The sequence below is a fragment of the Klebsiella sp. K4 genome (assembly GCF_014596785.2).
GTDB lineage: Bacteria > Pseudomonadota > Gammaproteobacteria > Enterobacterales > Enterobacteriaceae > Klebsiella > Klebsiella pneumoniae.
Window position 1 is genome coordinate 1 of sequence record NZ_CP115022.1, and the last position, 13045, is coordinate 13045.

8 protein-coding genes and 5 pseudogenes are annotated in these 13045 nt (G+C 49.2%); 9 read left to right on the forward strand and 4 right to left on the reverse strand.

Annotated features, from left to right (window positions below; translation table 11 throughout):
• The gene (locus tag IB144_RS26100) at positions 1-1011 is read left to right on the forward strand and encodes a RepB family plasmid replication initiator protein (RefSeq protein ID WP_017900946.1); all 1011 of its coding nucleotides are present in this window, start codon (positions 1-3) and stop codon (positions 1009-1011) included.
• Between the two features lie 821 nt (positions 1012-1832).
• On the opposite strand, the pseudogene IB144_RS26105 reads toward IB144_RS26100, so the two are convergent.
• A pseudogene (locus IB144_RS26105) lies at positions 1833-2573 on the reverse strand (tyrosine-type recombinase/integrase).
• 344 nt (positions 2574-2917) lie between these two features.
• On the opposite strand from IB144_RS26105, the pseudogene IB144_RS26110 reads away from it, so the two are divergent.
• Positions 2918-3194 (forward strand): annotated as a pseudogene (locus IB144_RS26110) (IS3 family transposase); the annotation flags it as partial.
• A gap of 137 nt (positions 3195-3331) precedes the next feature.
• On the opposite strand, the gene IB144_RS26115 reads toward IB144_RS26110, so the two are convergent.
• Together IB144_RS26115 and IB144_RS26120 are read right to left on the reverse strand one after the other, a co-directional pair.
• The gene (locus IB144_RS26115; RefSeq protein WP_023288364.1) at positions 3332-3868 is read right to left on the reverse strand and encodes a hypothetical protein; all 537 of its coding nucleotides are present in this window, start codon (positions 3866-3868) and stop codon (positions 3332-3334) included.
• A gap of 210 nt (positions 3869-4078) precedes the next feature.
• A pseudogene (locus IB144_RS26120) lies at positions 4079-5052 on the reverse strand (IS3 family transposase); the annotation flags it as partial.
• Positions 5053-5118: 66 nt separating this feature from the next.
• Here IB144_RS26120 and IB144_RS26125 point away from each other — a divergent pair.
• The gene (locus IB144_RS26125; protein ID WP_023288366.1) at positions 5119-6135 is read left to right on the forward strand and encodes an IS110 family transposase; all 1017 of its coding nucleotides are present in this window, start codon (positions 5119-5121) and stop codon (positions 6133-6135) included.
• Positions 6136-6323: 188 nt separating this feature from the next.
• Here IB144_RS26125 and IB144_RS26130 read toward each other — a convergent pair.
• Positions 6324-7291, reverse strand: a pseudogene (locus tag IB144_RS26130) (IS5 family transposase).
• A 70-nt stretch (positions 7292-7361) separates the two neighbouring features.
• Here IB144_RS26130 and IB144_RS26135 point away from each other — a divergent pair.
• From IB144_RS26135 to IB144_RS26160, 6 genes and pseudogenes are all read left to right on the forward strand, one after another.
• Positions 7362-7454: pseudogene (locus tag IB144_RS26135) on the forward strand (hypothetical protein); the annotation flags it as partial.
• Between the two features lie 346 nt (positions 7455-7800).
• A complete protein-coding gene (locus IB144_RS26140; protein WP_023288221.1) occupies positions 7801-9033 on the forward strand; it encodes an MFS transporter in 1233 nt (410 codons plus the stop codon).
• Between the two features lie 129 nt (positions 9034-9162).
• On the forward strand, positions 9163-10599 hold the full coding sequence (gene leuC, locus IB144_RS26145) for a 3-isopropylmalate dehydratase large subunit (protein WP_023288222.1): 1437 nt from the start codon (positions 9163-9165) through the stop codon (positions 10597-10599).
• The gene (gene leuD, locus IB144_RS26150) at positions 10586-11209 is read left to right on the forward strand and encodes a 3-isopropylmalate dehydratase small subunit (protein WP_023287222.1); all 624 of its coding nucleotides are present in this window, start codon (positions 10586-10588) and stop codon (positions 11207-11209) included. The genes leuC and leuD overlap by 14 nt, the downstream gene beginning before the upstream one ends.
• Before the next feature lie 16 nt (positions 11210-11225).
• Positions 11226-12095 carry a fumarylacetoacetate hydrolase family protein gene (locus IB144_RS26155; protein WP_064824459.1) on the forward strand — a complete coding sequence of 290 codons (870 nt, stop codon included), beginning with the start codon at positions 11226-11228 and terminating at the stop codon, positions 12093-12095.
• Positions 12096-12105: 10 nt separating this feature from the next.
• A complete protein-coding gene (locus tag IB144_RS26160) occupies positions 12106-13020 on the forward strand; it encodes an alpha/beta hydrolase (RefSeq protein ID WP_023287224.1) in 915 nt (304 codons plus the stop codon).
• Positions 13021-13045 lie beyond the last annotated feature (25 nt).

The window sequence follows — 13045 nt, forward strand, 5'->3', positions numbered from 1 at the left end:
ATGACGAGCGAAAATAACAGCTTACCTCTCAATCTTCAGGAAGTGGACAAGACAACCGGCGAAGTTGTTAAGCTGGATGTCAACAGTACCAGTACTGTGCAGCCGGTAGCGCTCATGAGGCTCGGTCTCTTCGTTCCAACCCTGAAATCAACCTCCAGGAGTAAGGCAAACCGTAAAAACGTCACAGATGCCACTGAGGAGCTCGTACAGCTGTCCATCGCCAAAAGCGAAGGGTACACCGACGTTAAGATCACCGGTTCGCGTCTTGATATGGACACGGATTTTAAAGTCTGGCTCGGGATCATTCGCTCGATGTCTGAGTATGGGGTAAAAAGTGACACTCTGGAACTGTCGTTCGTTGAATTCGTTAAGATGTGTGGATTTGACTCACGGCGCTCAAACAAGAAAATGCGGGATCGCATCAGCAATTCCCTGTTTAAACTCGCCTCGGTTACCCTGAAGTTCCAGAGCGAGACCAAAGGATGGACCACCCATCTGGTGCAGTCAGCCTATTATGACATCAACGAGGATATCGTGGAGATCAAGGCTGAACCCAAGCTCTTTGAGCTTTACCATATGGACAGGCGGGTCCTGCTTCGGCTGAAAGCCATTGACGCCCTGCAGCGGAAGGAATCTGCCCAGGCGCTGTATACCTACATCGAGAGCCTTCCCCAGAATCCCGCACCTATCTCCATGAAACGTATGCGGGACCGGCTGAATCTTACCTCAAATGTCTATACGCAGAACCACACGGTCCGAAAGGCTATGGAGCAACTTCGGGATATCGGCTATCTGGATTACACCGAGTTTAAACGTGGCCGGGCGACTTACTTTAGCGTTCATTATCGCAATCCCAAACTCATCAGCGGGACGGTGAAGGTACCGCGCAAGGAGGAAGAAGAGAAGGCGCCGGAGCAGAATTATGACGAAGTCATCAAGGCACTGAAGGCTGCAGGCATCGATCCGCAGAAACTTGCTGAAGCGCTATCGGCGATGAAGCCGGAAAATTGACTGCGATATGCATTACCATGACTGCCGTATGCATACGCAATTAGTTATTGACTGTGAGGTGCATCACGCATACTACAGTCAATATTCGCTCTCCTTCCTGCAGGTAAAGATCGGACAATATTGACTGCGGTATGTCATTTATGGCCAGAATATGCTGATATTGACTGAAGCATGCAAGTTTGACGAGGGTGTTACCCGACCAATTGAGAGCTCTCCACGTGACTGCATCCCACAGTCAATATTTCAGTAAATCCCCGGTGCGCACTGAATGAAGCCACTCAGCAGAGCGTTGATTCCGGCATTGCCATACAAGAGCTGCTAAAACCAGTCCTCCGAAGTTCGTTAATCCTATCGTACCCTCAGCCAGCTTCGCACTGATATCTGCAATCATGAAGAGGAAACCTGATGGCTGTCAGAAATGGCCCGGGACGCAGTCACCGACGATATACTGAATAACGACCTGGCTTACCCGGTTGGAAAGGCCCTCAGGTATATCCCCTGTAACTTGCTGATATCCGGATCGCAGTAAGTTTTATTGTCTGCGGTATGAAGATGTCAGCTGGTCACCAGAGGACCGGGGCTCCTTAATACGAATGATGTCATGGTGCAATGAGAAGGTGAGGGGACACGGGATGCGGTATGAATATTTCTCTCCAGACCCGGACGGAATGATGCCCGGGTCATACTGGATAAGCGTAACGCTTCTGCAGCCGGCACGGTGAGAGACTCAGAAGCGACTGACTGACTCTGCCTCGTCTGGAATGCGTTTGTCTTTATCTCCTTCACTAAGTGGCAAAGCCCCGGCCGCCTGCCCGACAATCTCAGCCGGCCGGTGGCAGAGAGCGAAGGATCTCCGCGGCATCTCGACCGTCAGCGGTAAAGGGAACGGCCAGGGTGGCAGCCATGTCCAGCGCAAATACCCGGGTATAGACTTCCATCGAGCGCGGATCCTTATGCCCGGCCAGCGCCAGGATGACCTTCCTAAGCTGCCGGTGATAAAGCATGTGCATGATATAGCTGTGCCGGAAGGTATGCGGCGTCACGGCGATCGAAAAATGCACGCCATCAGCTTCAGCCCGCTTCACCGCCTGTTTCAGCCAGTTGCGCATTGTCTCATCCGTGACCGGCCATAACGGCTCCCGCCGGCGGGGCGGGTGGTGACCATCCAGCTTTCCATCTGACGCACAAAACTGCCATCCGTCAGCGGCACCAGGCGCACTTCATCTTTTGGCGGCCGCCCGCGGCGCGCCCGCACTTTCTCCGAAAGCACCCTAACAAAAGGGCGCAGACCATCCAAGTCGAAGGATTCCGGGGTGAGCGTCCGGGCTTCACCGATACGGCTCCCGGTATTCCACATGGTGGCGAACAACATGTGGTGACGCTGGTCCGGCATATACCAGAGGAGGGCGCTCACTTCCGGCGCCAGGAGGTAAGCCGGCGTGGCACCTGTTGAGGTGGCCATCCGCCGGAGTGCCACCGCGGTCGCAAAATCAACGCCCGGGGCGGATCGGCAGCAGGGAGACGCGATCTGGTGAATTCTGCAGGGGAATGATGCTGTTCATGAGTTATTTTTCACGTAGCGCACAACGGGTTTGGATACAGCTATTCTGGCCTGAAGCGGCTGATCCTGCCATGACAATAAATCGCAGCGCGCGGATCCTTTTGTTGTCTTATCCCACATTATTGCGGGTAAAACCAAATGCGTAAAGGATCCTTTTGCGGTTAAGATCTATGTTTAAGCCAGTTATGACGCGGCCTGCAGGCACTTTCGTCGTTTTTGGGAGAAATGGGGTAATGCCAGGACAAACAGCTATGTTGACACTGGCATTAATGGAGACGAGAAACGGCTACCTTCCAGATGCGATCGGCAGGAATGATCTTTAACATGTTCCGTCTGTGGTTGTGTAAGGGCAGCCAGTACGGCAGTGACGACTGGCACCGCTTCTGCGGGCCAATAACCTGGCACCGAGCTTGAGCCGGCGTGGCAACTGCCAGGATAATGCGGTGGCCGAATTGTTCTTCAGTTCACTGAAAAAAGAACGCATTAGTAAGAGAACATACCAAACCGGGATCTGGCCCGGGCGGATGTCTTCGATTACATTGAAGTGTTCTACAATCGGACCCGGCGCCACAGTCATCCCGGCGGCGTCAGTCCGGAGGCCTTCGAACAGGCCTCGTCGTGAGGACAGAATTTGTCTACAGGCATGGGGTCAGTCCATAGTTACATCTAATGTATCCTATGAACCGAGCGTATTTTCCCCATTAAGGGAAGTATCTTTTTTTGAAATTCCCGTAAAACGGGAATGATAAGATAGAAAAGTTACTTTTGTAGTTGAGCATTTGCATTAAGACGCATGCACGTTAGAACCGCGTCAGATGGGACCCCTGGATTTCGGGCCAGTATGACGGACAAGAGGAAAAGACCTAAGCGAAGGCAAGCGGCAGGATCAATAATAATTTTATGTATAAAATTAATGTCTCTCTCGTCTTTGTTGATAGCTACAACTCCCCCCTCCATCATTGCTGTGGATTTACCATCAAAAGTAACTTTTACGTTTTTGTAGACTTGCTTATTATGGTGCTTTGTTTTTTTATGTTTCAGAACAGCCTCATGAGTAAGGCGAAGAAACGCCATACACAAGGTGATCACTTCATCATCACTCAGCTTTGTTGAAAAGGCCTTTTGACCAGTCCAGTCAAAACTTCCCGGCTTCGATACTAAAGGCCCCGCAAGGATAAGATTCACACTGCCATTTGTCTCAGAAAAATTGAGCTCAAGTGCTGTCTTACCGGAATTAAATACCTTTTCATTTCGGTAAGGTTGATGCTGTGGTACATCGTTATTTATATTTTCCACCAAATATGTCCTTCACCTTCGTTGATTAAATTCTTCACCAGACCAATGTAGGTATACCCTCTAGGTTGCTTCATCGCAAAAATATAAGCACTGGTCTCTAGCATTAGATAGTCTCCCGAGGGAGCACCAGGAGGAACCTCTGTAGAGCTAAGGCTTTTAGTGTGCTCCTTTTTAACTTTGACCCTGGCCCAAATTCAGTGCAGTGCTAAATCAGAGAGCTTCGTCTTTCCGGAGACTTCGGATGAATTCAGCCGGAGTCATGTCATTTAATGATGAATGCGTTCTCTCATGATTATATTCCCTGCGCCAGTTGTCGAGTTTGTCCTGCGCATCTTCCAGCGACAGGAACCAGTGAATGTTCAGGCATTCATCCCGCAGACTGCCGTTAAATGATTCAATAAACGGGTTATCCGTTGGTTTTCCGGGGCGGGAGAAGTCCATTGTAACACCGTGCTCATACGCCCATTTATCCAGACTTTTCGAGATAAACTCGCTGCCGTTATCTGTCTGAATACGTACCGGCAGGCGCTTGCCCGGCACCCGCAACCTTTCCATCACACCGACCACATCCTCACCTTTCAGCGACTTTCCGGCATGGATCGCCACACACTCCCGACTAAAATTATCCACTACAGTCAGCGCCCGGAAACGTCGTCCGTTAAACAGGTTATCCGACACGAAATCCATACTCCAGCACTGATCGACTCCGGTCAGGACCGGACGTTGCTGACGATGTGCTGCACTGACATGCCTGCGGGGGCGCTTTCTGCGCAGGTTGAGGCCTTCCAGACAGTAAATCCTGTGTGTTTTCTTGTGGTTAACAGGCCAGCCTTCCCGCCGCAGCTGAATATGAATACGCGGGCAACCGTAGCGGATCCGGGTTTCCGCTATTTCCCGGATACGCAGGGTTATCGCCCGATCATCCCGCCAGCTCTGCCAGTGGTAAACGGTTCTGCTCTGCATCAGCAGTTCGCATCCCCGCCGGACACTGATACGGTAAGCCTCCCGCAGAAAATGCACCGCCTGACGCTTCTGAGCCGGCCTCAGAACAGTACCTCCTGCAGCATCTCCTTGTCCAGACTCAGGTCTGCCACCAGTTTCTTCAGCCGCTGATTTTCATCCTCCAGTTGCCGCAGGCGGCGCAGTTTTGTCACGCCCATGCCGCCAAACTTTTTCTTCCAGTTAATGGGATGGACTACCTCCTCCCGCTGCGGTTAACTGTACGAAATGTGCTCACCAGGAGAATCACCATGAATATCGTATTTCTGGGTATTGATCTGGCTAAAAATGTTTTTCAGCTCTGTGGGTTAAACCAGGCCGGCAAACCGGTTTATACGAAACGAACTGGCCGAAAAGAATTGCTCCAGACGCTGGCAAATATTCCTGCATGTCTGATTGGGATCGAAGCGTCCACCGGGGCATTTTACTGGCAGCGTGAGTTTGAGAAACTGGGGCACAAAGTAAAGGTCATCAGTCCTCAGTATGTAAAACCCTTTGTCCGCGGGCAAAAAAATGATGGTAATGATGCACAGGCCATCGCAGTGGCTCTAATGCAACCGACAATGCAGTTCGTGCCACCAAAAAGCCCCGAACAGCAGGATATCCAGGCTTTACACCGGGCAAGGCAGCGTATTGTCAATCACCGCACTGCTACAGTCTGTCAAATAAGAGGGCTGTTACTTGACCGGGGGATCCCCATTGGCAGTGCTGTCTCCAGAGTTCGCCGGGCTATTCCTCTTATCCTTGAAGATGCAGAAAACGGTCTAAGTTCCCGTATGCGCAGAACAATTGCCGAGCTCTATGAGCTCTTTAACGATCTCGGGCGTCGGATCCATTTTTTTGATAAGGAAATTGAAACAGTATTCAGGCAATCAGAAGCCTGTCAGCGTATCGCCAGAGTTAAAGGCATTGGCCCTAAAACGGCCACGGCCGTTGTTGCTGCTATTGGCAAAGGAACTGAATTTAAGAATGGCCGCCACTTTGCTGCATGGCTGGGTCTGGTTCCACGCCAGCATTCGAGTGGTGACAGACAGGTGCTGATGAATATGACGAAAAAAGGCGACAAGCATCTGCGGACACTTTTTATTCATGGTGCCCGCGCTGTCGTCAGGGTTGCCACGAATAACAATGATGGCCATATGAATCAGTGGGTTAACCAGTTAAAGGAACGGCGCGGATTTAATAAAACGACCGTGGCGGTCGCTAACAAAAACGCGCGAATAATCTGGTCGATGCTGAGAAATGAGACCGAGTATCAGGTAGTGTGAAATTAATCCCCTGCCAGAAAAAGTTGCAGCGTACTGAGAAATGGTGACAGGTTGCACCTGCACAATCGGAACCTGATTTTTATACTGGCCTCAGAGGCCGTCCAGTTGTTGAGGCGATTGTGTGCGAATTACGGCTTTGTTGAATAAATCAGATTTCGGGTAAGTCTCCCCCGTAGCGGGTTGTGTTTTCAGGCAATACGCACGCTTTCAGGCATACCTGCTTTCGTCATTTTGTTCAGCGCTCGTACCAGGGCCATAGCCTCCGCAACCTGACCATCGTAGTCACGCAGCGTCAGTGAACCCCCGAACAGCTGTTTTACCCGGTACATCGCCGTTTCCGCTATCGAGCGACGGTTGTAATCTGTTGTCCATTTCCACCGCGCATTACTCCCGGTCATTCGCTGATTAGCCACTGCACGGTTACGGTCTGCATATTCACCGGGCCAGTAACCCGCACCTTTTCGGGGCGGGATAAGCGCGCTGATTTTCTTACGCCGCAGTTCATCGTGACAGAGCCGGGTGTCGTAAGCGCCGTCTGCCGATGCTGACCTGATTTTCCGGTGGGTTTGCCGGATTAACCCGGGAAGGCCTCTGAGTCCGTAACGTTGTTCAGCGACAGGTCAGCGCAGATGATTTCATGTGTTTTACTGTCAACGGCGAGATGCAGCTTACGCCAGATACGGCGGCGTTCCTGGCCATGCTTTTTGACTTTCCACTCGCCTTCACCGAAGACCTTCAGCCCGGTGGAATCAATCACCAGATGCGCGATTTCACCCCGGGTGAACGTTTTGAAACTGACATTAACCGACTTTGCGCGCTTGCTGACACTGGTGTAATCCGGTCAGCGCAACGGAACATTCATCAGTGTAAAAATGGAATCAATAAAACCCTGTGCAGCCCGCAGGGTCAACCTGAACACGCGTTTAATGACCAGAACGGTGGTGATGGCGAGATCAGAATAGCGCTGAGGTCTTCCCCGTGATGAAGGCGTTGCCGACTCATACCAGGCCTGAATAGCTTCATCATCCAGCCAGAAAGTTATGGAGCCACGGTTGATGAGGGCTTTATTGTAGGTGGGCCAGTTGGTGATTTTGAACTTTTGCTTTGCCACGGAACGGTCTGCGTTGTCGGGAAGATGCGTGATCTGATCCTTCAACTCAGCAAAAGTTCGATTTATTCAACAAAGCCACTTCACAGCAGAAGAGGCCCTGAAACGGATCGGTGATTACCTTCGCCATATACTGAGTGTGCTACCGGAGTGGCCGTCGAACAAAGTCGCCGAGCTCCTGTCATGGAAGGCAGATCCCACCAATAAATAGTCGTCAATACGGCGATCACTTTACGCTTACCACTAACTTAAGTGATACCAACTGTCTGGAGATTCAGGGGGCCAGTCTATCCGCCATCTGCTGTCTGTCATATTTTTACCTTCAGAAATTATCAGTTGAGACACTCTGATAATCCCTTCTAGGATAGTTTAAATTGGGCTGGGTAAATTTTTTTAGTGCATCAAGATGTCTTATTGGAAATTAGTAAAACACATTTGTGAAATATTGCTAAGGATAAAGCGTGATGGCTATCACCCTACATAATTTTTTTATTCACTACCTTAGATGCTGAATCCTGACCTGAGGTTGTGTCAGGAAATAAATACTGGAGATAGTAATGGGGAATATAATAAAAGACGGAAGTGGCAGTTATTTTCCAATGTTGTTTATTCTGCCACTTGCCGGACTGGCTGAACTTGCATCACTGTACTCTATTCAGGCGCTGCTACCAAAACTGAGTGAGGTTTATCATATTCCGCTGAATCAGGTTGGCATGATATTATCTGCCGAAGTAGGGTTCCTGGCATTTGCCATGTTGTTCAGCGGTTCGTTATCGGATCGCTTTGGTCGCAAACCTGTAATATTTGCATCCCTTTTTGCCGGAGGTGTTTTGACGTTACTGTGCGCGCTGGCACCATCATGGCAGGTTTTAGTTATCTTCCGGGCACTGCTGGGTATTGCGGTCAGCGGTGTTACTGCAGCAATTACGGTATATATCAGTGAAGAGGTCTCTCCGGGTATGGCCGGGATCATCACCAGTTATTTTATCTTTGGCAATTCTCTGGGAAGTATGTCAGGGAGGGTTATTGCGACCCAGATGATGGAGCATTTTTCTGTTGAAGTTATATTTTCTCTTTTTGGTTGTGTCCTGATTATTATTGCTCTTGCGGTGAAATTCCTGTTACCGGCATCGAGAAATTTTAAAGCATCCTCATCACTACAGTTATCGGTTGTCTTCCGGGGGGGACTGAACCATATCAGAAACATTAAAGTTTCGTTATGTTTCATAACAGGTTTTATTCTGTTCGGTTCATTTACGTCCATCTTTAATTTTTTAGCTTTTAATTTACACAATGCTCCGTACAACCTCGACTATACATGGATTGGGCTAATACCACTGAGTTTTTCCCTTACTTTTTTCATTGCACCTTATGCTGCTCGTCAGGCAATCCGATATGGATCAATGAATGTTTTAAGTTTTTTAATTAGTTTTATGATGGTTGGGGTGTTTATTACATTTATTGCTGAGTCTGTCTGGTTATTTATATCTGGCGTGGTGCTCCTTTCAGCTGCATTCTTCTCATCACATTCAATCATTCTTGCCTGGGTCAGTGCCAGAACATCCAGTGCAAAAGGACAGGCCACCTCTTTTTATTTACTCTCTTATTATTCCGGTGGTGCGGTAATGGGGTATGTCAATGGCTGGTTGTTCGCCATACAAGGGTGGGGCGGTCTGGCGATATCCTGTCTTGTTATGCTGGGCATTGGGCTTATGATCACACGGGTGATATCAGCGAAATACGAGTATCAAAAAGCAGCCGAGAAAAACAGTCTTTCCGAAATTATTTAGTTCAATACACACTCTGTAATGCAGTACTTTTCTTTATAGAAATAATGTATTGCCAGATTTATGGCATGATACAAAAGCGACGTATTTATCACCCCTGAGCCTGTAGCATTAGTTACTCTGGATAAGTCAATGTTAGCCAAAACACTTTACGAAAAACTGATTGAAACACATACAGTGCGGGAACTTGATAAAGAAGGGCATGTCCTTCTTTATATAGACCGTTCTATCCTTAATGAATATACAAGCCCGCAGGCTTTCAGTGGCATACGGGAGCATCATCGTACGGTACGCCATCCGGAGGCTTTTCTGCTTAATATCGATCACGTTAATCCCACCAGACCAGACAGGGATGCGTCCATGACCGATCCCGGCGGACAACTGCAGGTGGATTATTTTCGCAGGAATGCCCGGGACTTTGGAATTGAGCTATTCGATGTGATGGATCCGCGTCAGGGAATTGAACACGTCGTAGCGCATGAACAGGGATTGATTATGCCTGGTATGGTTATTGCCGCAGGTGACAGTCATACCACGACATATGGTGCGTTTGGCGCGCTTGGATTTGGCATTGGTACATCGGAAATAGAACATCTTCTGGCGACGCAGACGCTCATATATCGTCGACTAAAGAATATGAAGGTCATGGTTAGCAATACATTACCCTGGGCCTGTTCAGCCAAAGATATCATTCTACAGCTGCTTGAAAAAACCGGTGCATCTGGTGCTACAGGGTATGCCATAGAATTTCAGGGTGAAGCAATCCGTTCCCTCAGTATGGAAGGACGCATGACCCTATGTAATATGGCTGTGGAAGCAGGCGCCCGTGGCGCAATTATTGCCCCGGATCGGAAAGTGTTTGATTACATTCAGGGGAAACCTCAGATACCGAATGGCGAGTTATGGGACCAGGCATTAGCCCGGTGGTCAACCCTGTACAGCGATCCTGATGCGGTATTTGACAAAACAGTGGAAATTGACTGCCGGGAAATTGAACCCAAAGTGACCTGGGGAATAAGCCCCGACCAGACCGGTTCAATTGGCGGTTCAGTTCCTTTTCCCGGAAAAGAACCGGACCCCTTAAAGCAGCAGGCTATAAAGAAGGCTCTGCAGTATATGGAGCTTGCACCCGGTACACCATTTCGCGATATCCGGATCTCCCATGCATTTATTGGCTCCTGTACGAATGGAAGGATTGAAGATCTCAGAGCCGCAGCCCGTGTGCTGGCAGGCAGAAAAATTGCGCCCCACGTAAGAGGCATTATTGTTCCCGGTTCCACGCAGGTCCGGAAGCAGGCAGAAAACGAAGGGCTGGCGAGAATATTCATTGATGCAGGATTTGAATGGCGGCAGTCCGGCTGTTCAATGTGTCTGGCCATGAATGAGGATGTACTTCTACCGGGGGAGCGCTGTGCATCCAGTACTAACCGCAATTTTCCCGGCAGACAAGGGGCAGGTGCCAGAACACATCTGATGAGCCCCGCCATGGTCGCAGCAGCTGCCGTTGCCGGACACCTTGAAGATGTACGCCTTTTGCTTGATTCCGGAGAAGAAAATGGACGAGTTTAATCAGATTACAGGTGTCATTGCTCCCATGCCTGACGCGAATATTGATACCGATGTCATTATGCCAAAGCAATTCCTTAAGGGAATTGATCGTGCCGGTCTGGATAAAGGCGTGTTTTTTGATCTCCGTTTTACCCCGGACGGGCAACTGAATGAGGACTTCATCTTAAACAGGCCTGGCTGGCAGAATGCTTCTTTTTTGCTGACAGGTCCAAATTTTGGATGCGGTTCCAGCCGGGAGCATGCTGTATGGGGTCTGAAACAGCTCGGTATCCGGGCGCTGATCGGCTCTACTTTTGCCGGTATTTTTAATGATAACTGCCAGCGTAACGGCATACTGACCCTCTCCCTGGACGATGCTTCAGTAAAACAGTTAAGCCGGATTGCAAACGATCCTGAAATGAACCGTATCACCGTTTCTCTCACGGACGGGGAGATCATCACACAAAATGGTGTATTTCCTTTCCATGTCAGTCAGATGGTTCGTGAGATGTTATCTGCTGGAGGGGATGCTATTGGCTGGACGTTAAAATATCAGCAGGACATAACGCGGTTTGAAAAACAGTATTTTTCCCGCTCCCCCTGGCTGAAACCACAACCTGTAACGGACTGATAACAGGAGATAAATAATGAAACTCGTTCAGTACAGTATTCATAACCGCAGACGTTACGGCATCATCAAGGAGAATACCGGTATTATTGATCTCTTTCTGAGACTGGGGGACAGATATCCGACCCTCAAATCCTTGCTGGAAAATAATGCCCTGCCGGAAGCCGCAACATTTCGGTATGACAATCCGGATCACGATATTCAGGCTATACCGTTTCTTCCCGTCATTGATGAGCCTGGGAAAATTATTTGCGCAGGTATGAACTATGCGGAAAAGCGAAAGGAATTTAATGAAATAAATCCGGCACCCACCTTATTTATTCGTTTTCCGGATACTCAAGTCGGTCATAATTCGGTATTGCTCAAACCCAAGAACACTTGTGAGTTTGATTATGAAGGCGAACTTGCTGTTGTGATAGGTCGGCGTTGTTCACATGTTTCTGAAGAACAGGCTTTAAGCTTCGTGGCCGGATACAGCTGCTATATGGATGGTTCTGTAAGAGACTGGCAGCACACCTGGTATACAGCAGGAAAAAACTGGCCATCAACGGGGGCTTTTGGTCCTTGGCTTGTTACGGCAGATGAAATCCCGGAACCACAAAATATACAGCTTGTTACCCGATTAAATGGTCGCGAAGTTCAGCGGGACTCCACGGCGAATATGATACACAGCATCGCATTTCTCATTGCTTATATCAGCACATTTACCGTTCTTTCTGCCGGTGATGTCATTCTTACCGGATCTCCCGGTGGGGTCGGGAAGAAACGTACGCCGCCACTTTTTCTGCATGATGGTGATGTTGTGGAAGTGGAAATTGAGCATATCGGGGTACTGCACAATGTCGTTCGGGATGCAGGATATACAGATGCTGCGGCTATGCTGGTATAAGGACAAGGTCATGAATACAATCTATGAACGTGGTGCATCCCCTTTCATTCCTGGCTTTGAACTCAGGGATGTTGTCCTGGAAAATGGTATCATGCTCCGGGTTGCGATAGGGGGCAGCGGAGCTCCTCTGGTGATGCTGCATGGGCACCCGCAAAACCATGTTACCTGGCGTAAGGTTGCGCCGGAACTGGCAAAATATTATACGGTTATCCTTCCCGACCTGCGCGGATATGGTGACAGTTCAAAACCCGCCAGCGATGAGACACACCGCCCGTATTCAAAACGTGTCATGGCAAATGACATTGTCATGCTGATGAATGCACTCCAGATCCAGACTTTTTCCTTTATTGGTCATGATCGGGGGGGGCGGGTGGGGCACAGGCTTGCTCTTGATTATCCCCACCGGGTTACAAGCTGTACTTTCATTGATATCGCCCCCACTGCCACCATGTATGCACGGACCGATAAAGCTTTTGCCACTCGTTATTTCTGGTGGTTTTTTTTGATCCAGCCGGAGCCATTGCCGGAAAAAATGATTGCGCATGACCCGGAGTTTTTCTTGCGAAAACATATCGGAGGTCAGCTCAAGACCCCAGGGGCTACTGAAGATAAGGCATTTAATGACTATCTGAGGTGCTACCAGAATCCGGATATGATTCACTCAGTCTGTGAGGATTATCGGGCTTCGGCTTCCATAGATCTGGATGATGATCAACAGGATCGACACAAGCGTATCGAGTGTCCGCTGCTTTTACTGTGGGGGGCAAAAGGCACAGTAGGTCAGTTATATGATGTTGTTGAGACCTGGTCCGGAAAGGCAAAAGATATCAGGGGAGAAGCGCTTCCCTGCGGGCATTCTCCTCATGAAGAGATCCCGGAAATTTTTCTTCACCGTGTTCAGTCTTTTCTCGGAACAGTGCTATAACGCTCCTGTACTCCTGAATTTTCTG